Source organism: Streptomyces radiopugnans, from assembly GCF_900110735.1.
GTDB lineage: Bacteria > Actinomycetota > Actinomycetes > Streptomycetales > Streptomycetaceae > Streptomyces > Streptomyces radiopugnans.
This window is the reverse complement of record NZ_FOET01000015.1, coordinates 68509-87800: the sequence shown is the minus strand read 5'-3', so window position 1 is coordinate 87800 and position 19292 is coordinate 68509. Positions and strand designations below refer to the sequence as shown.

The window sequence follows — 19292 nt, the reverse complement described above, 5'->3', positions numbered from 1 at the left end:
CGATTAGCTCAGCGGGAGAGCGCTTCCCTGACACGGAAGAGGTCACTGGTTCAATCCCAGTATCGTCCACACCCCCGAAGGGCCGGAGCATGGCGCTCCGGCCCTTCGCCGTGCCCCGGACCGTCCTGCGGCCGGGAGGGGAGCTGCCGGTCAGGAGGAGAACAGCATCCGGCTGAAGCTCTTGTGACGGCCGTGGTGGCCGTGGTGGCCGTGGTGGCCATGGTGCGGGGCTCCCCAGGCGGGAGGGGCCGGGTAGGGCTGGGCGGCAGGTCCCGGCGGAGGCGGGGCGGGCTGCGACCACTGCGACTCGAGGCGGGTGAGCGCCTCCAGCTCCCCGTAGTCGAGGAAGACCCCCCGGCAGCCGCTGCACTGCTCGATCTGGACTCCACTGCGGTTGTAGGTCTGCATGTGCGCTCGGCACTTGGGGCACTGCATCGCGTCTCGCCTCCGTGGCGGTAGGGACCGTGTGACTGTGCGGACGCGCTGCGGGGGTTACTTGGATGCGTCCGCGCACCGGTCGGACCGGTGGGGCGGCCGTCCGGGCGCACCAGCGTAGGGCCCGCGGGCTCCTCAGGACCCCGCGATGCGGGAACAGGCGTCGACCAGGGCCCGGTCGGTCTCGTCCGGCGCCCGCCCCTCGGCCTCGGCCCTGACCAGGGCACGGGCCGCCAGCTGGGCGGTCAGCGCCCGCGCGGGCGCGTCCAGCCGCGGCCAGGGGTCGGCGGGAGGGCCGTCCGCGCCGCCGGGGAGCGCGGTGCCGCCCGCGGCCCGGTAGGCGTCGAGGAGGCGGCCGAAGTCCGCGGGTGCCAGCAGCCCGGTGGCGAACCAGGCCGCGGGACGGGCCAGGTCCCAGGCCGGGTCGCCCAGACCCAGGTCGTCCACGTCGATGAGGCGCCAGGGGCCGTCGGGCGCCGGGTGCCGCACGAGTTGCCCCAGGTGGAGGTCTCCGTGGCAGAGGGCGTCCGCACGCGGCGGCGGGGCCTCGTCGCGCGTCCACGCGGGCAGACGGGCCCAGGCCGCCTCGACGGCCCGTACCGCGGCGGTGCGGCGGACGGTGCGGCGCAGCACTTCCAGAGCGCGGGACGCCTTGGCCGGGCCGCGCATCGGCGGGAGCGGGCCGGGCAGCGCGGCGGGCGGTACGGCGTGCAGGCGGGCGAGCAGCGCCCCGACCGCCTCCCAGGGGGCGGCATCGGGCGCACCGGGGTCCACGGGGGTGCCGTAGGGCCACAGGCTCACCGGGCGGCCGTCGGGCAGGGTGTCCAGGAGCCGCCTCTCCGGCCCCCTCCCTGCTTCCGGGGCCCTGCTGGGCGGATCCGCGGTGACGGGCAGCGGCGCGAGCAGGACGCGGCTCAGCAGCGGGTGGGCGGCGACGCTCAGCCGGAGCGCGAGCCGGCCGGAGTCGCCGCCGGGGGCGTGTGCCTTGGCCACGACGCTCCCGCTGCGTACGACGGTGGCGTCGGCCCGCTCGGCCAGCACCACGGGGCGGGCGGTGCCGTCGGGGGCCGCTGCGTGGGCGGAGGCGGCCCGGTGCGCGAGATGTGCGGTGAGCGGTGCGGTGAGCGGTGCGTGCGCCACGGTGTCCCCGTCCGTTGCGGGCCCGCGGGCGCGGGCCGTGCGGCGGATCGTACGGCCCAGGACGGCACGATGCCCGGGCAGTTCCCCGACTGCCCGGGCCTCGCGCCGTCCGCCGTACCCCCGTCCCCACGGGGTTGTGTGACCGGATGTTCCGGGCTCGGGCCGCTCTCCCGAGCCCGGGGCCCTGTGTCAGAACCCCAGCAGTCCGGCCACGGACGACGCCTGTGTGATCACCGCTTCCGCACCGCCGAAGACGACGGCCAGCAGCACGGCCAGCGGAAGGACCATGACGGCGGCCACCAGAGGGTGGCGGCGGTCGCCCGGCCGGGTGCCGAGGGCGGCGAGATCCGCCAGACGCCCACGTGTCCGGGCCGCCGGGCGCTCTGCTGTGTGCGCCATGGTTCCGCTCCTGTCGTGATCCGGGGCGGCGGGCGTCTGGCCTCGGGGGACGAGTGCTGCACCCGCCGCTTGAGGACAACACTAGAAGCGAGGGGCGCCCCCGGGCGTCATGCCCGCGTACCGAACGGGGGCCTCCCGCAGGATGACTCCGGTGCGCCCCGGGTACTCCCCAGGGTGGAGAACCGCCCTCCCGGGCCCGGGACTTCCCGGAGGGGAAACCCCGAGCGGACGGGCCGCGCCGCCGGTCAGCGCCCCGGCTCCTGCGCGGCGTCCTCCCGCGGCACCGGGTGCTCGACCAGGGCCAGCACCCGGTTGGCCATGAAGCGCGCGGTGCGCACCACCGTGCCGCTGCGGGTGACCTCGCTCACCTCCACCACTCCCCTGCGCACCTGCGTCTCCACGCGCCGACCCGCACGCGTGGCCGCCATCTCATAGGTACGGGTGGTGTCTCCGGCGTCCACCACGATCTCCACCCAGTCGCCCTTCATCGTGCGATCCCCCTTCCGGGAAGGCCTGTAGGACGCCCCCTGAGCAGGGTTTTCCCCACCCCTGACTGCCGCGCGCCCACTCCCTCAGTCTCCCACCGGGCACTGACAACCGGCATGGTCCGCATGCGCGGCCTGTCGGCGCGGAGGGGCCGCAGTCCGTAAGCTGTGGCACGTCAGAGGGACCGGGCAGTGCAGGGCCGCCCCAACGGGGCGGGACGGGCCTCCCGGCCGGAGGTAGGGGAAGGACATGGCGATGATGCGGCTCCGGCGCGAGGACCCGCGAGTCGTCGGCTCGTTCAGGCTCCACCGGCGGCTGGGCGCGGGCGGCATGGGCGTGGTGTACCTCGGCTCCGACCGGCGCGGGCAGCGGGTGGCGCTGAAGGTGATCCGGCCGGATCTCGCGGAGGACCCCGAGTTCCGCTCGCGCTTCGCGCGCGAGGTGTCGGCCGCCCGCCGGATCCGCGGCGGGTGCACGGCCCGGCTGGTGGCGGCGGATCTGGAGGCGGACCGCCCGTGGTTCGCCACGCAGTACGTGCCGGGGCCGTCGCTGCACGACAAGGTGAACGAGGAGGGCCCGCTGCCCGCCGCGCAGGTCGCCTCGATCGGTGCGGCGCTGGCCGAGGGGCTGGTGGCGGTGCACGAGGCCGGTGTGGTGCACCGGGACCTGAAGCCGTCGAACATCCTGCTGTCGCCCAAGGGCCCGCGCATCATCGACTTCGGCATCGCCTGGGCGACCGGCGCCAGCACCCTCACGCACGTCGGCACGGCGGTGGGCTCCCCCGGCTTCCTGGCGCCCGAGCAGGTACGGGGGGCGGCGGTGACCCCGGCGACGGACGTGTTCTCGCTGGGCGCGACGCTGGCGTACGCGGCGACCGCGGACTCGCCCTTCGGACAGGGCAGTTCGGAGGTGATGCTGTACCGGGTGGTGCACGAGGAGCCCCAGCTGCACGGTGTGCACGCGGCGTTGGCGCCACTGGTGAGGGCGTGTCTGGCGAAGGACCCGGAGGACCGGCCGAGCACACTGCAACTGTCGCTGCGGCTGCGGGAGATCGCCGCCCGGGAGGCGCGCGGGCTGCCGGAGGGCGCCGCCACGGGGGCGGCCGTACGTCCGGTGCGGCCGACCGGGAGGCGGGCCGAGCAGTACCTGCGGCAGCGCACCTCGCGCGACGGCGACCGCCCTTCGGGCGGCCGCGGCTCCCAGGGGGCTTCCGGCCGCACGGGCCTCGCCGGGCGGGACGGGACGGGCACGTCCCGGGGCCCGGTACCGCGCACACCACCCCGGAACAGCGCCCGGCCGTCCGCCGGAGGGCGGGCGGGCGGTACCGCGGGAGGGTCCTCGGCCCGGCGTCCGGTGCGCACCGCGGGCGGCACCCGGCAGGGTGCGCGGCGGCCGGCGAACCCCCGTCTGCTGCGCCAGCGCCTGGTGGTGTTCGTGACGGTGACGCTGCTGGTCGCACTCGGGATCGCGACGGCGCAGGGCTGTCAGGGGCCGGCGCGGGGGCTGGGGCGTTCCGCGGATCCGGCCATCGGCGCCGCGGACGCGGGCGTGGCCGGGGCCGAGGCTGCGGCCGGGGCGGCGACCGGGACAGGGGACGTGACCGGGCGGCCGGACTCCGCCGCCTCGGCCGGGCGCCCCGCCCGTTGACGTCCCCTCACCCCGGCGCCTACAGCGCGCCGAGCGCGGACAGGACGGTCAGGCACAGCGGGAGGGCCGCGGCGAAGGCACCGCCGGCGTGCAGCACGGCCTCGGGGAAGGGGCTGCCCGCGGCGCCGGAGAGGATGCCCGCGACCAGGGCGACCAGGGTGGAGAACAGCACGGCCACCAGGACCCACAGGGCTCTGACCACCGGGGGGTGTGAGACGGGCTGAGTGCTCATCGGTCGTCTTCCTTCCCTTCGGAAGGACGGCCGGACCGAGTTCGAACGGCCTCAACCCGACCATCCTCTGGATGGGGCAAAGTCGAGGTCTGCACCCCCAGTACAGACCTTCGTTTCATCGACGTGAGCGGGCCGGGGCGGCGGTCGGCCCGCCGTCGGCCGCGCCGACCGAGTACTGGCGCGCTCAATTTATCACGCAGTGTCACGAAATGCCCGCTTTGGCGGACAGGGGCGCCCGGACGGATTCACCCCGCGGCGGGGCCGGTCGCGTAGAAGGCCACGGCCGCGGCCGCGGCGACGTTGAGGGAGTCGACGCCCGCGCTCATCGGGATCCGCACGGTCACGTCGGCGGCCGCGACCGTGGACGGGCGCAGGCCGTCCCCCTCGGAGCCGAGGATCAGGGCGAGCCTGGAGGGCCGGCGGGCCGCGAACTCGCCGAGGTCGACCGCGTCCTCGTCCAGGGCGAGCGCCGCCGTGACGTATCCCGCCTCCCGCAGCACCCCGACGTCCTCCGGCCAGGACTCCAGCCTGGTCCACGGCACCTGGAGGACCGCTCCCATGGAGACCTTGACCGAACGCCGGTAGAGGGGGTCGGCGCAGTCCGGGGAGAGCAGTACCGCGTCCATGCCCAGCGCCGCGGCACTGCGGAACAGGGCGCCGACGTTGGTGTGGTCGTTCACGGCCTCCAGCACCGCCACCCGGCGCGCGTGCGCCAGCAGCTCCGCCGGGCTCGGGAGGGGCTTGCGGCGCATCGAGGCCAGGGCCCCGCGGTGCACGTGGTAGCCCGTCACCCGCTCGGCCACCTCCGGGCCGACGCTGTAGACGGGCACCCGGGCCGAGGCGATCACGTCGCGCATCGCCTCGGCCCACTTGGGCGTCAGCAGCATCGACCGCATCTCGTAGCCGGCCGCGAGGGCGCGCCGGATGACCTTCTCCCCCTCGGCGATGAACAGGCCCTCCGCGGGTTCGCGCACACGCCGCAGCCGGACGTCGGTCAGGCCGGTGTAGTCGCCCAGTCGCGGATCTCCGGGGTCCTCGACGGTGATCGGGCCCCGCACCGCCCCGGTCGCGCCTTCCGCCACGGCGGTCTCCTCGTCCTCTCCCCCGGTCCCTCCGGTCCTCCCGGCCCCCGGCGCCGTCACCGGCCGGTCTCGGCCCGGTTCACGCCGACCACCTCGCCGACGACGATCACCGCGGGCGGGCGTACGCCCTCCTCCTCGACCGTGCGCGCCGCGGTCGCCAGGGTGGCGTCCACCCGGCGCTGGCCGGCCATGGTGCCCTCCTGGACCACGGCGACGGGCGTGTCCGGGGACCGCCCGTGCTCGATGAGGGCCTCGGCGATGGCGCCGATGCGCTCCACCGCCATCAGCATCACCAGGGTGCCGCGCAGCTTCGCCAGGGCCGCCCAGTCCACCAGCGAACGCGGATCGCCGGGCGCGACATGGCCGCTGACGACGGTGAACTCGTGGGCCACCCCGCGGTGTGTGACCGGGATGCCCGCGGCGCCGGGCACACTGACGGAGCTGGAGATGCCGGGCACCACGGTGACCGGGATCCCGGCCTCGGCGAGCGCCTGCGCCTCCTCCATGCCGCGGCCGAAGACGTAGGGGTCGCCGCCCTTGAGGCGCACGACGAACCTCCCGGCCTTCGCGTGCTCCACGAGTGCGGCGTTGATGGCCTCCTGGGCCATCGCCCGGCCGTAGGGGATCTTGGCCGCGTCTATCACCTCGACGTGCGGCGGCAGTTCGTCCAGCAGGTCGCGCGGGCCGAGCCGGTCGGCGATCACCACGTCCGCCTCGGCCAGCAGCCGGCGGCCGCGCACGGTGATCAGGTCCGGGTCGCCCGGGCCCCCGCCGACCAGGGCGACGCCGGCCCTGCGGGCGCGGTGCCGGGGGGCGCTCAGGGTGCCGTCGCGCAGGCCCTCGACCACGGCGTCGCGCACGGCTGCCGAGCGGCGCGGATCGCGTCCGGTGAGGACGGCGACGGTGACGCCCTCGCTGCGTCCGGTGGCCGGGGTCCAGGCTGTGGCGGCGTCGGCGTCGTCGCTGCGGACGCACCACACCCGGCGCTCCTCGGCCTCGGCGGAGGCGGCCGCGTTGGCCTCGGCGTCGTCGGTGGCGACGACCGCGTACCAGGCACCGTCCAGATCGCCCGGACGGTAGGCGCGGCGCTCCCAGCGCAGCTCGCCCGCCTCGGCCATGGCCTCCACCGAGGGGGTGGCCGAGGGCGCGATCAGCAGGACGTCGGCGCCCGCGGCCAGCAGCGCGGGCAGCCGCCGCTGGGCGACGGTCCCGCCGCCGAGGACGACCACACGGCGCCCGGTCAGACGCAGGCCCACGGGGTAGGCGGGGTGCGCGGAGTGCTCGGACATGGCGGTGCGGCTCCTTGGAGGATCGCGGGCCGCTGCGGCGGTGGAGCGGCGGAAACGGGACTGGCTGCGGACGCAGCGGGTGCGGGCAGCGTACGACGCGGCGGCCCGGACACGCTGTGCCGCAGGTCACCGGAAGGGCTCGGGCCCTCCCGGCGGCCTGCGGGCGGTACGGCGGGCGCGTCAGTTCTTCTCGGTGACGCCCGCCGAGTCGAAGGTGGCGACCTCGTGCATGGCACGGGCCGCGCTCTGAACCACGGGCAGGGCCAGCAGCGCGCCCGTCCCCTCGCCGAGCCTCAGGTCGAGGTCGATCAGGGGGCGCAGGCCCAGCTTGGTCAGTGCCGCGACGTGGCCGGGCTCCGCGCTGCGGTGACCGGCGATGCAGGCCGCCAGCGCCTCGGGCGCGATGGCCCGCGCGACCAGGGCCGCCGCCCCCGCGCTCACTCCGTCGAGGACGACGGGGGTGCGCAGCGAGGCGCCGCCGAGGATCAGCCCGGTCAGCGCGGCGTGCTCCAGCCCGCCGACCGCCGCCAGGACGCCGAGGGGGTCGGAGGCGTCGGGCCGGTGCAACTCCAGGGCGCGGCGCACCACCTCGACCTTGTGGGCGTGCATCTCGTCGCTGACACCGGTGCCGCGGCCGGTGACCTCGGCCGGGTCGGCGCCGGTGAAGACGGAGATCAGCGCGGCGGAGACGGTGGTGTTGGCGATGCCCATCTCACCGGTCAGCAGCGCCTTGTTGCCCGCCGCCACCAGGTCGCGGGCGGTCTCGATGCCCACCTCGACCGCGCGCAGCACCTCCTCGCGGGTGAGCGCGGGCCCGGTGGTGAAGTCCGCCGTGCCGGGCCGCACCTTGCGCGGCAGCAGACCGGGCGCGGACGGCAGGTCCGCCGCCACGCCCACGTCCACCACGCACACCTCGGCGCCGACCTGGCCGGCGAAGGCGTTGCAGACCGCGCCGCCGGCCAGGAAGTTGGCCACCATCTGCGCCGTGACCTCCTGCGGCCAGGCGGTGACGCCCTGGGCGTGCACCCCGTGGTCCCCGGCGAAGACGGCGACGGCCGCGGGCTCGGGGATCGGCGGGGGGCACTGCCGGGCCAGACCGCTGAGCTGCGCGGAGATGATCTCCAGCATGCCGAGCGCTCCGGACGGCTTGGTCATCCGCTTCTGGCGCTCCCACGCCTCGCCGAGCGCCTTGGCGTCCAGCGGGCGGATGCCCGCCAGGGTCTCGGTGAGCAGGTCGTGCGGCTCCTCCGCGCCGGGCAGGACCCGGCGGCCGTAGGACTCCTCGTGGACGACCCAGGACAGCGGGCGGCGCTTGGACCAGCCCGCCTGCACCAGCTCGGGCTCGTCCGGGAAGGCGTCCACGTACCCGATGCACAGGTAGGCGACGACCTCCAGGTGCTCGGGCAGGCCGAGGACCCGGACCATCTCGCGCTCGTCGAAGAAGCTGACCCAGCCCACGCCCAGACCCTCGGCGCGGGCCGCGAGCCAGAGGTTCTCCACCGCCAGGGCCGAGGAGTAGGGCGCCATCTTCGGCTGGGTGTGGCGGCCGAGGGTGTGGCGGCCGCCGCGGGTGGGGTCGGCGGTGACGACGATGTTGACCGGGGTGTCGAGGATCGCCTCGACCTTCAGCTCCCTGAACTGCTTGGCGCGGGCCCGGGGCAGCGACCTGGCGTACGCGTCGCGCTGGCGCATGGCCAGCTCGTGCATCGTCCTGCGGGTCTCCTCGGAGCGGATGAGGACGAAGTCCCAGGGCTGGGAGTGGCCGACGCTGGGGGCGGTGTGGGCCGCCTCCAGGACGCGCAGCAGCACGTCGTCGGGGATCGGGTCGGAGCGGAAGCCGTTGCGGATGTCGCGGCGCTCGCGCATGAGGCGGTGCAGCGTCTCGCGTTCGGCCTCGTCGTACCCCGGGGCGGCGGGAGCGGGAGCGGCGCCGGTTTCGGCACCGGCTTCGGCGCCGGTGTCCTCCGCGGCGCCGCCGGCCTCCGCGGCGCCGTCGGCCTCCGCGGCGCCGTCGGTTTCCGCAGTGCCGGCCACCTCCGGCGTCCCGGGCTCGGGCGCCTGCTCGGCGGCGGGTACGGCCGGCCCGCCGTCGGCGGGCGGCTGTCCGTCGTCCTGACGGGGGGCCTCGGCGGTGACCGCCACGGCCTCCATCACCTGCGGTCCGGCGCCGGGCACCGCCGCCACGGCGAGCTGCTGCTCGGGGGCGGGTGCGGGGACCTGTTCGTCGCCGGTCCCGGCCCGCTCCGGGGAGGGGGCCTCGGCCTCGGGCTCGGAAGGCACGGGCTCGGCGGGGACGGGCTCGGACGGCGCCTGGACCGGCGCGGGTTCGGCCGCGGTGGGTTCGGGCGCGGGAGCCTCGGCCACCGCCTCGGAACCGGGTTCCGCGGGAGCGGGTTCCGCGGGGGCCGCCTCGATCCCGGCCCCAGCCTCGGGCTCGGGCTCGGCAGAAGCGGAAGCGTCCGCCGGGACCTCCGCCGTGACGGGCTCCCCGGTGCCTTCCGGGTTCTCCGGCGCTTCGGGTCCGGGTACCTGCTCGGCGGCGGGCCGGGGCTGCTCCGGTTCCGCGGCCTGCGGCTCGTCGGCGGTCTGCGGTGCGGGGCCGGCCACGGCGATCTCGGCGGCGGAGGGCTCGGCGGCGGGCGGCTCGACGGCAGAGGCCTCGACCGCCTCCGCCGACGGCTCCGCCGCGGGCTCCGACTCCGGAGCGGGCGCGGGTGCGGGAGCCTCCTGTGCCGGTGCCGGCACGGGCTCCTGGGGGTGCGGCTCCGCTGCCTCCGCCTCGGGCGCGAACTCCGGAGCGGGTGCCTGTGCCTGCGCGGCGGTCGCCTCACCGGCGTCCGGGAGGGGGGGCATCGCGGCCAGGTCCGGACCGGGAAGCGGCTCGGTCGGCCATCCCGCCGTCGGCTGCACGGGAGCGGGGGCCGGTTCCACCGGCGGTTCCGCTGCCGGCGCCGGGGGCTGCGGCGCCCAGGCGCCCGGCTGCACCGGGTCCGACGGAAGCGTGCCGGGCTGCTGCGGTCCGGGCTGCGCGGCAGGGGCGGGCGCGGTCGTCCCGGGCGCCTCCGGGGACGGGGCGGCCTGCGCCGCGGGCTCCTCGTGGGCGACGTCGAAGTACTCGGGCCCCGTGGTCGGCGGTCCCGGCTGCCGTACGGGCATGCCCTGCGGGGGCGTGGGCGCCGGAGCCGCCGGAGAGCTGCTGCGGTCGGCGAGCGTGCGCACCACACCGGACTGCTCGGGCACGGGCGGCCCCAGGTGCAGCGGCCTAGGAGGCGTCGCGGCGGTGTGGGGCGCCTGGCCGTGGGCCGTCTGCGCGGACGGCGCCGGGTACTGCCCGTATCCGTCCGACCCGCGCGGGCCGGGCACGGGGGCGGACGCGGGTGCCTGGGGCTGCGCGGACGCCGCCTCGCCCCATCCCTGGGAACCGGGCAGCAGCAGATCGTCCTCGTAGCCCGACCCCACACCTTCGACCGGGCCCGCGAAGGTGTACGTGCCGGGTGCCGGTGTACCCGGCTGCTCCGGCTGTCCGCCTGCGTTCTCCGGCTGCCCCTCGCCCGGGACCCGGCCGGTGTCAGTCATGCGTACCCCTCGCCCATCGGTAGTGCTCCTTCCAGCCCCAGCGGGCGCCCGCCGTGCCCCCGCCTGAACCATCCGGACATCGACAGACAAAGCGTCAACCCCGGCTGGCGGCACAACGGTCCATCAGCCTACCCGCCGCCGCACCCCGCGGGAGGCGGGGGTGGACGACTGGCCCCGGTTGGTCCGGTTCGTCTCGGGCGAGATCACATCCGGCTGCCGGACAGCAGGAAGACGACCGCGCGTTCGCGTTCCGTCCACTCCCGGGTGTCCAGTTCGAGGGACTGGATCAGGGCGCACTCCACCGCGTATCCGCCGTCCGCGAGCACCCGCCCGACGGCCTCGGCCTCGTCGCGGGTGGAGGCGTGTGTGACGATCCTCTCGGGTCTGCGGTCGGCGCAGGCGGCGACCGTACGCACCCCTCCCCCGCCGACGCGCACAACGTCGGGTTCGGGCAGCGCCTCCAGCGCCAGGGGCGCGATGCCGTGCACGACCTGGAGCTGGACGCCGAAGCGCCGTGCGGCGGCGGACATCCGCGCGCAGGCCGCCGCGTCGCGCTCGACCGCGAGGACCGCGGCGCCGAAGCGGGCGGCCTCCACGGCGACGGCTCCGCTGCCCGCGCCGATGTCCCACAGCAGGTCACCGGGTCTGGGGCCGAGCCGGGCGAGCTGGGCGGCGCGCAACTGCGCGGAGTCCGCGGTCCCGGCGGGAGCCGCCGCCCGGGTGTCCTGCCCGGCGTACTCGGCGGCCGGCAGGGCCCAACCCCGGACGGGGGGCGGGTAGTTCGGATCGCGTCCGGCCAGCCATCCGCCCCGGTCCGCCGCACCGGGCCCGGCAGCGGCGGCCGAACCGCCCACCACGATCACGACGTTGGGGTCGCGCCAGACGTGGTCGGCGACCTTGTCGGAGGTCAGTACGGTGACCCGCTCGCGGTCGGTGCCCAGGGCCTCGCAGATGAAGAAGGTGCGGTGCACCCCCTCCAGCAGGAGGGCCAGTTCGGCGGGCCCGGCACCGGGCGAGGTGAGGACGGCGACCTTGGTGTGGGCGCGGCAGACGTTGACGGCGCGGCGCAGGGTGCGGCCGTGGGCGACGACGATCTGCGCGTCGTCCCAGGGCATCCCCGCGCGGGCGAAGGCCGCGGCGACGGAGGAGACGGCCGGTACGACCTCGACCTCCAGGCCGTACTCGGGTGCGCGCAGGGTGCGGACGACGCCGAAGAAGCCGGGGTCGCCGTCGGCGAGCACCACCGCGGTGCCGCGGTGCCCGGCGATGCGGCGGGCGGCCAGCGCCACGCTGCCCAGCCGGATGCGCTCGGCACCGGAAGGGACCTCCGGGAGGGCCAGGTGGTGGGCGGCGCCGGCGACGAGGGTGGCGGCTCCGAGGGCGGCGCGGGCGGCCTCCGTCAGCGGCGAGCCGTCCCACCCGATCACGGTGACACGGTCGGCCATCGTCGGCTCTCTCCTGGCGCGTCGCGGGGCGGGGGCGGAAGGCGGTGCGGGAACGTGCGCGGTGCGCGGTGTTGCGGTGTCGACAGGACGGTGGGGCTGTGGGGCGGTGGGATCGCCGCAGTGAGGTTACCGCGCCCGGCACGGGGAGCCGGCCGGGGCTTCACGGCTCGGGCCGCACGCCTCGGGCTTCCGGGCCGTCAGCGCCAGTCGGGGTAGGCGGAGTAGCTCCCGGCCTCGGGGTAGGCGGAGTATCCGCCGGTGTCGGCCGCCTCGCCCGGCCCGTCCTCCAGGTCCTCCGGCAGCAGGCTCCACACGATCAGGTCGGTGCGGATGTCGGTCCAGCTCCCGTCCTCGGTGCGGGTCCGGGCTATCCAGGCGTTGCGCAGCACTCCCTCGCTGACGCAGCCGATCTTCTGGGCGACCTGCTGCGAGGCGGTGTTGTCGGCCGGGGTGCGTATCTCCAGCCGCTCGAACTTCCGGTCCTGGAACAGCCACTGGACGGCGGCGAGCAGCGACTCGGCGGCATACCCCTCGCCGCGTGCCCAGGGTGCGATCACATACGCGGCCTCGACGGACAGCACCCGCCAGTCGGCCTTGCGCAGATGGACGGTGCCGACCAGGCGCTGGGTGAGGAACTCGATGACGGCGAAGACGATGCCGCGTCCCTCGGCCCGCTCCGCGGGCGCCCCCCGGGCGATCCACTCCCGGGCGTGGTCCTCGGTGTAGGGGACGGGCGCGGAGGTCCAGGCGGTGACCAGTTCGTCGTTCATCATCTCGGTGAACGCGGGGGCGTCCTCGGTCTCGAGGGGACGCAGCACGAGTCGTTCCGTGCTGATCGAGATCTCCGGGAAGATGGGTGTCATGCGCCGCTCCAGCCTGACGGGGTCGAGTGCACAGCATGCAGCATCGTCCCGGCGGCGTGCAGCGCGGGCCCCGGCCCCCCCGCCGGGGCCCGGCTCACCGCCGTACCGGTGTCAGGAGGCGTCGGCCGCGGCCACCACCGAGCCCCGGTACTCCCGCTCGATGAAGTCGGCGACCTCCTCGGAGGCCAGCAGGTCGGCCAGCTTCCTCACCCGCGGGTCGTCCTCGCCGCCCTCCTTGACGACCAGGAGGTTGACGTAGGGGTTGCCCTCGGCCTCCTCCAGGGCCAGGGCGTCCTCGGCGGGCTCCAGACCGGCCTCGATGGCGTAGTTGCCGTTGACGACGGCGGCGTCCACGTCGTCGAGGGAGCGGGGCAGCGCGGCGGCCTCCAGTTCCTTGAACTCCAGGCCCTTGGCGTCGGCGATGTCCGAGAGGGTGGCGTCCTGCCCGGCGCCGTCCTTGAGCTCGATCAGGCCGTGGTTGTCCAGGAGCTTGAGGGCGCGGCCCTCGTTGGTGGTGTCGTTGGGCACCGCGACGGTGTCGCCGGCGCCGAGCTCGGAGGCCTTCTTCAGGGTGGAGGAGTAGAGGCCCAGCGGTTCCAGGTGGACGCCCGTCACCGGCACCAGGTGGGTGCCCTGCTTGGCGTTGACGTCGTCCAGGTAGGGCTTGTGCTGGAAGTAGTTGGCGTCGACCTCGCCGTTCTCGGTGGCGGTGTTGGGGAGCACGTAGTCGGTGAACTCCCTGATCTCCAGCTTCAGTCCGGCCTTCTCGGCCAGGTTCTCCTTGACGAAGCCGAGGATGTCGGCGTGCGGGGTCGGGGAGGCCGCGACGGTCAGCGGCGCGTCGGCGTCCCCCGAGCCGCCGGAGGCGGCGGGGTCGGAGTCGGTGCCGCAGGCGGCCAGCGAGAGGGCCAGCGCGGCGGTGGCCGCGGCGGCGGTGGCCCTGGTGCGGGCGGACCTGGCGATGGCGGACTTGGTGATGGTGCGCACGAAGAGTGCCTCTTTCCGTTCTGCGTTCTCCGGGGCTCCGGGGATGCCGGGGCTCCGGTCGGTGCCTGCCGGACAAGGGGTCCGGCTTCCATGTGGGGGGTGGTCGGGGGGTGGTTCAGGTGGTGCGCTCGCGGCGGGAGAGCAGGCGCACCGCGCCGTCGCCCAGGAGCTGCACGGCGGTGACGAGGGCGAGCAGCACGACGACGGTGGCGAGCATGAAGCCGGTCTCGAAGCGCTGGTAGCCGTAGGTGATGGCCTTACTGCCCAGGCCTTCGGCGCCCACCGCGCCGGCCATCGCGGAGTAGCCGACGAGGGTGATGACGGTGGTGGTCAGACCGGCCACGAGGGAGGGCAGGGCCTGCGGCAGCAGCGCCTTGAAGACGACCGTGCCGGTACCGCCGCCCATGGACAGGACGGCCTCGACCAGTCCGTGGTCCACCTCGCGCACGGCCGTCTCCACCAGGCGGGCGAAGAAGGGGATGGCGCCGATGGACAGCGGCACCACGGCGGCCGTCGGGCCGATGGAGGTGCCGACGACCAGGCGGGTGAAGGGGATCAGGGCGACGACGAGGATGATGAAGGGCAGGGAGCGCCCGACGTTGACCACGACGCCGACGGCCTTGTTGACCGCCTTGTTCGCCAGCAGCCCGCCGCGGTCGGTGAGTACCAGCAGCACACCCAGCGGGAGGCCGCCCAGGACGGTGACGAGGGTGGACCAGCCGACCATGTAGAGGGTGTCGACGGTGCCCTGGAGCAGGATGGGCTGCATCTCCGGCCAGGTCATCGGGTCTTCTCCGCGGTCTCGGTGGTCTGGGGGGTCTCGGTGCTCTGGGAGGTCTCGGTGGTCCCGGAGGTCCGGAGAGCCTCGGGGGCGTCGGGCGGCCCGGGGCTTCCGGAGGGCCTGACGGCCCCGGCCGCTCCGGGGAACTCGACGGTCAGTCCCCGCTCGCGCAGGAAGCCGAGCGGCACGGCGTTGTCCTCGCGGGCGCCGGGCAGTTCGATCCGCATCCGGCCCACCTGGCGGCCGCCGATGGTGTCCATGGCGGCGCCGAGGATCGACACGTCGATGTCGTGGGTGCGTGAGAGCTGGGAGATCAGCGGCCGTCCGGTGCTCTCGCCGTGGAAGGTGACGTCCACGACGGTGCGCTCCCGGGCCGGCCCCGCCCCGTTCCCCGCCTCCCCGGCCGGGGGCGTCCCCCCGAGGGGGAACAGCTCGCGGGCCAGCTCGGAGCCGGGGGTGGCCAGCAGCCCCGAGACGGTGCCGGACTCCGCGACCTTCCCGTCCCGCATCAGCGCGGCCGAGTCGCAGACGGTCTTGACGACGTCCATCTCGTGCGTGATGAGCAGCACGGTCAGGCCGAGCTGCCGGTTGAGGTCGCGCAGCAGGGCCAGGACGGAGCGGGTGGTCTCCGGGTCGAGCGCGGAGGTCGCCTCGTCGGACAGCAGCACCTTGGGGTCGCCCGCCAGTGCCCGGGCGATGCCGACGCGCTGCTTCTGGCCGCCGGAGAGCTGTGCGGGCCAGGAGCGGGCGTGGTCGGCGAGGCCGACCAGGCCCAGCAGCTCCCGGGCCTTGCGGGCGCGCTCGCGGCCGGGGACGCCGAGGATCTCCAGCGGCAGTTCGACGTTGCCCTGGACGGTCCGGGAGGACAGCAGGTTGAAGTGCTGGAAGACCATGCCGATGCGGCTGCGGGCCCGGCGCAGTTCGGCGCCGGCCCGCGGTCCGCGTCCGGCCAGGGCGGTGAGGTCCTGTCCGTCGACGACGACCGTGCCGGAGGTGGGACGCTCCAGCAGGTTGACGCAGCGGATGAGGGAGGACTTCCCCGCTCCGCTGCGGCCGACGACGCCGAAGACCTCGCCCTCGCGGACGTGGAGGTCGACGCCGTCGAGCGCGGTCACGTCGCGGCCTCGGGAACGGTAGACCTTGGTGAGTCCCGTGGTGGTGATCACTGGGTGTCCATCACTGTCGAGTGCGCGGCGCGGGGGTACGGCGCCGGGCACGGATGTTCCTGACGAAAAGGGGTGGAACCCGCTGTCCGGAAATCACGCCTCGGGCGGGCGGACGGCGGGCGAGCGCGGGGCCGAGCGCATCCGGCGCCCTCCGGGCGGACCGCCGGGAGGTGGACGGCTCAGGTCTCGCTTCGGGGCGCGAGGCGGCTCGGTCGGGGGCCCTCAGCGGTCACACATTCGACACATGCGGCGAGCACCGGGCGTCATCGTCGCCTCGGTCGCACGGGTGCGGTAGCTCGTCGCGGTCATGCGGAAGAGTAAAGCAGACCCCTGGCCTCTACACGTAAAAAACGGACGCCTCTGTCCGGATAGTGGACGGTCGGCGATGCGCGGCACCCGGCGCGCCCACCCGCCGAAGAAGCCGTCGCACCCACCGCCACCTGCGCGGAAGCCGTCCGCGGACCGTCCGGTGAACAGCCCGGCATGTGGTCAAGGCCACGGCCCGCAGGGATCCGGGAAAGATCCGGAGGGACTTCTGGAGGGGTCGTTTCGTCCGCGATGACGGGCTCGAATACAGTGCCGACATGCTCACCCCGCTGACGGTCGCGGTCGCCGTGGCCGCGCTCGCCCTGGCCGCCTGGTGCGGCTTCGCGGCCTACCGGGACCAGCCGACCAAGGACTGGCACTTCGCCGGCATGGCCGTGGTGACCGCACTCGCCCTGGTGCAGCTGGTCGTCGGCGTCGTACAGCTGGCGCGCGGCGCGAAGCCGGACGGCGGCACGGTGGTCTTCGTCTCCTATCTGCTGGGCGTGGCGGCCTGTGTGCCGGCGGTCGGCTTCATGTCCCTGGCCGAACGCACCCGCTGGGGTTCGGCGACGGTCGCCGCGGGCGCGGTGGTGATGGCCGTGCTCCAGGTGCGGCTGTACGACGTGTGGGGAGGCGGGCATGGCTGAGCCCTCGGGCCCTGCGGCGTCCTCGGGTCTGAACCGCGGGCCGGGCCGGCTGCTGGTCACGCTGTACGCGGTCTTCGCGGTCGGCGCGACCTCCCGCTCGGTCTACCAGCTCTCCACGCGCTTCCAGGAAGCGCCGCTGGCGTACCTCCTCTCGGCGGTGGCCGCGGCGGTGTACGTGGTGATCACCGTCGCCCTGGTGCGCGGCGGCAGGGGCGCCCGCCGGGTGGCGCTGGTGTGCTGCGCCGCCGAGCTGGCCGGGGTGCTGACGGTCGGCACCTGGACGGTGCTGGATCCGGCCGCCTTCCCCGACGCGACCGTCTGGTCGAACTACGGCCTGGGGTATCTGCTGCTCCCGCTGGTCCTGCCGGTGATCGGCCTGCTGTGGCTGCGCCGCTCGCCCGCCGGGGCCGGGGCGGTCTGACCGCGGAAGCGGTCCGCCGGGCGGTCCGGGCGGCGCGGCGGCGACCGGCGCCCCTCCCCGGCTCGGCGGCCCCGGTACGTGCTCGGGCCGCCCCGGCGGGTGTCACCGGGGCGGCCCGAGCGCGTACGGGACGCGCACCGGGCGCCGGTCAGGCGCTGGCGGCGTACGTCCGGGAGACGTCCCCTCCCGCCGGCGAGGACTGCGGCGCCTTCTCCAGGGTCACCATGCTCAGCCTCGAGGAGACCTGTTCGGTGGCCACCGGCGTGTAGCCGAGCCTGCGGTAGAGGCGGATGTTGCCCTCGCTGCGGTGGCCGGTGGACAGCCGGTAGCGCCGGGCGGACCGCTCCCGCGCCAGCCGCTCCTCGACCGCGGACAGCAGCCTCCTGCCGAGCCCGTGCCGCTGCATGCGGGGGTGGACGATCAGTTTGCCGATCACGGCCGTGCCGTCGTCCTCGACACGGCCGCGTACCGATCCGACGACCTCCTCGCCGAGCCGGGCCACGAGCACGCAGCCGCGGGCCAGTTCGGCGCGGAGGTCGTCGAGGGTCTGGGTGAGCGGCTCGATGCCGTAGTCGCCGTAGAGCGCGGCCTCGGACTGGTAGCACAGGTACTGCAGTTTGAGGATCTGCTCGACGTCTTCGTCCGTCGCCGCAGAGATGGTCACGCTCATTCCCATGTGCGCACGTCTCCCCATGTCTCGTCGCGTCCGGACGCACATGCGGAACGAGGGTCGCGCGCCCGAACTGTCTGCCCTGATGACGCCGGTGGTTCACCGCACCCTTCCCCTGGTTCGGGGGGCGCAACCTCCGCCGTGAGCATTCTGCGCAGGCGATCGGTGCAAGGGGAACGAATCGGTCCGGGACCGCCCTGTGAGATTCCCAACTCCCGGGCGGCTTCCCCGCGGGCGGGGTCGGTGGGCAGGTCCCCGTGTACCGCGGCCGCCGTGGCGTTCCGGGGGCGGAAACGGTTGCGCGGACCGCGTGTGCGCCACCCGCACGGGTGACCACCGCGGTCCGCGCCGCCCTCGGGGCCGCCGGGCCGGTCCGGCCGGCCGTCAGCCCCGGCCGAAGTCCCGGCGGAAGTCCTCGGCGGCCAGCAGGGCGGTGTCCGGCTGGTCGGCGAAGATGCCGTCGATGCCCGTCTCGAAGTACGCGCGCAGGGCGCCGAAGGCGTCCCCGTACGCGTCCGGGTCGGTGCCGCGGTGGAAGTCCGCGGGCAGGAAGCGGTTCTCGTTGCGCATGGTGTACGGGTGGAGCAGCAGCCCGCGGGCGTGGGCGTCGCGCACCAGGGTGGTGGGCTCGCCCAGCCGCCCGTCCGCCCGCCGGGGGATGACGAGGTCGAGCACCGGGCCGACGCCCTGGGCGAAGCCGGAGATCCACTCCAGCCCCTCGGGGGTGACGAGGTCCGCCACGGTGCGCGGATCGCCGGTCTGCTCGAAGTCCCAGGGGCGGGAGTCGGCGGTCCACAGCAGCACCACGCGCGGGGTCCTCACCAGCCGGCTCATCCGCTCCATGCTGGTCGGCTCGAAGGACTGCAGGAACGTGGGGGAGTTCGCGCGGTCCCGCCCGTAGCGGCGCAGCAGCTTCGCCAGCCGCTCCTCCAGGCCCAGGCCCAGTGCGCGGAAGTAGCTGGGGTGCTTGGTCTCGACGTGGAGCCAGACCGGGCGTCCGCGCCGGCGGCCCTCGCGCTCGGCCCAGCGCAGCACCTCCTCGAAGGACGGGACCGTCCAGCGGCCGTCGTAGAGGGTGTTGTCGGGGCGGGTGCCGGGGATGCGCTCGGTGGCGCGCAGCGTCTTGAGTTCGGCGAGGGTGAAGTCCTCGGTGAACCAGCCGGTGATCTCGGTGCCGTCCACCGTCTTGGTGGTCCTGCGGCCGGCGAACTCCGGGTGGTCGGCCACGTCCGTGGTGCCGGTGATGTCGTTCTCGTGGCGGCAGACGAGATGGCCGTCCCGGGTTGGCACGAGGTCCTGCTCGATGACGTCGGCCCCCATGTCGAGGGCGAGTTGGTAGGCCCCCAGGGTGTGCTCGGGCCGGTAGCCGCTGGCACCGCGGTGGGCGATGACGGCGGGTGCCGGCAGGACCGCGCGCCCGCGGCCCGCGCCGCTCCCCTTCCCGCCGTCGGCCGCCGCCGCGGTGGCGGCCGGTCCCAGTGCCGCCGCGCCCGCGCCCAGCACCGCCGCGCCCAGCACGGTTCTGCGGTCCGGCCTCTGCGCCTGTCCCATGGGCTCTCCTCTCGCCTTCACACGCCTGTGACTGTCCCGCACCTGACAAACAACGGAACCCGCGCATGGTAGGTGCGCGTCGCTTCACTACGGGAGACCGCGCACGAAACGTGGCGTGAACGGCTGACAAATCGCGCCATCACGGGGTATCCGTGGGACGAACCCGGCG

18 protein-coding genes and 1 tRNA gene are annotated in these 19292 nt (G+C 75.2%); 4 read left to right on the top strand and 15 right to left on the bottom strand.

Features of this window, described 5'->3' with window-relative positions; all coding sequences use genetic code 11:
- A tRNA-Val gene (locus tag BMY40_RS22400) sits at nt 1–69 on the top strand.
- Between the two features lie 81 nt (nt 70–150).
- On the opposite strand, the gene BMY40_RS22395 is transcribed toward BMY40_RS22400, so the two are convergent.
- The 4 genes from BMY40_RS22395 to BMY40_RS22380 all read right to left on the bottom strand — a co-directional run bounded on the left by BMY40_RS22395 (nt 151) and on the right by BMY40_RS22380 (nt 2462).
- Complete coding sequence (locus tag BMY40_RS22395) at nt 151–435, bottom strand: TFIIB-type zinc ribbon-containing protein (protein WP_093662472.1); 285 nt, start codon at nt 433–435, stop codon at nt 151–153.
- A 135-nt stretch (nt 436–570) separates the two neighbouring features.
- Nucleotides 571–1575 carry a phosphotransferase family protein gene (locus BMY40_RS22390; RefSeq protein WP_245770249.1) on the bottom strand — a complete coding sequence of 335 codons (1005 nt, stop codon included), beginning with the start codon at nt 1573–1575 and terminating at the stop codon, nt 571–573.
- A 189-nt stretch (nt 1576–1764) separates the two neighbouring features.
- The gene (locus BMY40_RS22385) at nt 1765–1974 is read right to left on the bottom strand and encodes a hypothetical protein (protein ID WP_093662470.1); all 210 of its coding nucleotides are present in this window, start codon (nt 1972–1974) and stop codon (nt 1765–1767) included.
- A gap of 245 nt (nt 1975–2219) precedes the next feature.
- A complete protein-coding gene (locus BMY40_RS22380; RefSeq protein ID WP_093662468.1) occupies nt 2220–2462 on the bottom strand; it encodes a hypothetical protein in 243 nt (80 codons plus the stop codon).
- Between the two features lie 247 nt (nt 2463–2709).
- Here BMY40_RS22380 and BMY40_RS22375 point away from each other — a divergent pair, with 247 nt between their 5' ends.
- Nucleotides 2710–4107 carry a serine/threonine-protein kinase gene (locus BMY40_RS22375; protein WP_093662466.1) on the top strand — a complete coding sequence of 466 codons (1398 nt, stop codon included), beginning with the start codon at nt 2710–2712 and terminating at the stop codon, nt 4105–4107.
- 19 nt (nt 4108–4126) lie between these two features.
- Here BMY40_RS22375 and BMY40_RS22370 read toward each other — a convergent pair whose 3' ends face one another.
- From BMY40_RS22370 to BMY40_RS22330, 9 genes are all read right to left on the bottom strand, one after another.
- The gene (locus tag BMY40_RS22370) at nt 4127–4339 is read right to left on the bottom strand and encodes a hypothetical protein (RefSeq protein ID WP_093662464.1); all 213 of its coding nucleotides are present in this window, start codon (nt 4337–4339) and stop codon (nt 4127–4129) included.
- A 245-nt stretch (nt 4340–4584) separates the two neighbouring features.
- The gene (locus BMY40_RS22365) at nt 4585–5421 is read right to left on the bottom strand and encodes a TrmH family RNA methyltransferase (protein WP_425443157.1); all 837 of its coding nucleotides are present in this window, start codon (nt 5419–5421) and stop codon (nt 4585–4587) included.
- A 56-nt stretch (nt 5422–5477) separates the two neighbouring features.
- Entirely contained in the window at nt 5478–6710 is a 1233-nt protein-coding gene (cobA, locus tag BMY40_RS22360; protein ID WP_093662462.1) for a uroporphyrinogen-III C-methyltransferase, read from the bottom strand.
- A 180-nt stretch (nt 6711–6890) separates the two neighbouring features.
- Entirely contained in the window at nt 6891–10286 is a 3396-nt protein-coding gene (cobT, locus tag BMY40_RS22355) for a nicotinate-nucleotide--dimethylbenzimidazole phosphoribosyltransferase (protein ID WP_093662460.1), read from the bottom strand.
- A 203-nt stretch (nt 10287–10489) separates the two neighbouring features.
- Nucleotides 10490–11731 (bottom strand): precorrin-6y C5,15-methyltransferase (decarboxylating) subunit CbiE, encoded by a 1242-nt coding sequence (gene cbiE / locus BMY40_RS22350; RefSeq protein WP_093662458.1) that lies wholly within the window; start codon nt 11729–11731, stop codon nt 10490–10492.
- 197 nt (nt 11732–11928) lie between these two features.
- Nucleotides 11929–12594 carry a GNAT family N-acetyltransferase gene (locus tag BMY40_RS22345; RefSeq protein ID WP_093662456.1) on the bottom strand — a complete coding sequence of 222 codons (666 nt, stop codon included), beginning with the start codon at nt 12592–12594 and terminating at the stop codon, nt 11929–11931.
- Between the two features lie 111 nt (nt 12595–12705).
- On the bottom strand, nt 12706–13581 hold the full coding sequence (locus BMY40_RS22340) for a MetQ/NlpA family ABC transporter substrate-binding protein (protein WP_425443156.1): 876 nt from the start codon (nt 13579–13581) through the stop codon (nt 12706–12708).
- Between the two features lie 115 nt (nt 13582–13696).
- The gene (locus BMY40_RS22335) at nt 13697–14365 is read right to left on the bottom strand and encodes a methionine ABC transporter permease (protein ID WP_093662454.1); all 669 of its coding nucleotides are present in this window, start codon (nt 14363–14365) and stop codon (nt 13697–13699) included.
- Complete coding sequence (locus tag BMY40_RS22330) at nt 14362–15528, bottom strand: methionine ABC transporter ATP-binding protein (protein WP_093662452.1); 1167 nt, start codon at nt 15526–15528, stop codon at nt 14362–14364. Before BMY40_RS22330 ends, BMY40_RS22335 begins: the two co-directional genes overlap by 4 nt.
- Before the next feature lie 584 nt (nt 15529–16112).
- Here BMY40_RS22330 and BMY40_RS22325 point away from each other — a divergent pair.
- The gene (locus tag BMY40_RS22325; RefSeq protein ID WP_093662450.1) at nt 16113–16481 is read left to right on the top strand and encodes a hypothetical protein; all 369 of its coding nucleotides are present in this window, start codon (nt 16113–16115) and stop codon (nt 16479–16481) included.
- Entirely contained in the window at nt 16474–16902 is a 429-nt protein-coding gene (locus tag BMY40_RS22320) for a hypothetical protein (protein ID WP_093662448.1), read from the top strand. The genes BMY40_RS22325 and BMY40_RS22320 overlap by 8 nt, the downstream gene beginning before the upstream one ends.
- Before the next feature lie 148 nt (nt 16903–17050).
- Here BMY40_RS22320 and BMY40_RS22315 read toward each other — a convergent pair whose 3' ends face one another.
- On the bottom strand, nt 17051–17578 hold the full coding sequence (locus BMY40_RS22315; RefSeq protein ID WP_093662446.1) for a GNAT family N-acetyltransferase: 528 nt from the start codon (nt 17576–17578) through the stop codon (nt 17051–17053).
- Between the two features lie 378 nt (nt 17579–17956).
- The gene (locus tag BMY40_RS22310) at nt 17957–19123 is read right to left on the bottom strand and encodes a glycerophosphodiester phosphodiesterase (protein ID WP_093662444.1); all 1167 of its coding nucleotides are present in this window, start codon (nt 19121–19123) and stop codon (nt 17957–17959) included.
- Nucleotides 19124–19292 lie beyond the last annotated feature (169 nt).

Coding starts and splice junctions, on each gene's coding strand:
- cobT (WP_093662460.1), bottom strand. CDS start 10,286: ATGACTGACACCGGCCGGGTCCCGGGCGAGGGGCAGCCGGAGAACGCA.
- BMY40_RS22380 (WP_093662468.1), bottom strand. CDS start 2,462: ATGAAGGGCGACTGGGTGGAGATCGTGGTGGACGCCGGAGACACCACC.
- BMY40_RS22325 (WP_093662450.1), top strand. CDS start 16,113: ATGCTCACCCCGCTGACGGTCGCGGTCGCCGTGGCCGCGCTCGCCCTG.
- BMY40_RS22310 (WP_093662444.1), bottom strand. CDS start 19,123: ATGGGACAGGCGCAGAGGCCGGACCGCAGAACCGTGCTGGGCGCGGCG.
- BMY40_RS22315 (WP_093662446.1), bottom strand. CDS start 17,578: ATGGGAATGAGCGTGACCATCTCTGCGGCGACGGACGAAGACGTCGAG.
- BMY40_RS22320 (WP_093662448.1), top strand. CDS start 16,474: ATGGCTGAGCCCTCGGGCCCTGCGGCGTCCTCGGGTCTGAACCGCGGG.
- BMY40_RS22395 (WP_093662472.1), bottom strand. CDS start 435: ATGCAGTGCCCCAAGTGCCGAGCGCACATGCAGACCTACAACCGCAGT.
- BMY40_RS22375 (WP_093662466.1), top strand. CDS start 2,710: ATGGCGATGATGCGGCTCCGGCGCGAGGACCCGCGAGTCGTCGGCTCG.
- BMY40_RS22370 (WP_093662464.1), bottom strand. CDS start 4,339: ATGAGCACTCAGCCCGTCTCACACCCCCCGGTGGTCAGAGCCCTGTGG.
- BMY40_RS22345 (WP_093662456.1), bottom strand. CDS start 12,594: ATGACACCCATCTTCCCGGAGATCTCGATCAGCACGGAACGACTCGTG.
- BMY40_RS22335 (WP_093662454.1), bottom strand. CDS start 14,365: ATGACCTGGCCGGAGATGCAGCCCATCCTGCTCCAGGGCACCGTCGAC.
- BMY40_RS22385 (WP_093662470.1), bottom strand. CDS start 1,974: ATGGCGCACACAGCAGAGCGCCCGGCGGCCCGGACACGTGGGCGTCTG.
- cbiE (WP_093662458.1), bottom strand. CDS start 11,731: ATGGCCGACCGTGTCACCGTGATCGGGTGGGACGGCTCGCCGCTGACG.
- cobA (WP_093662462.1), bottom strand. CDS start 6,710: ATGTCCGAGCACTCCGCGCACCCCGCCTACCCCGTGGGCCTGCGTCTG.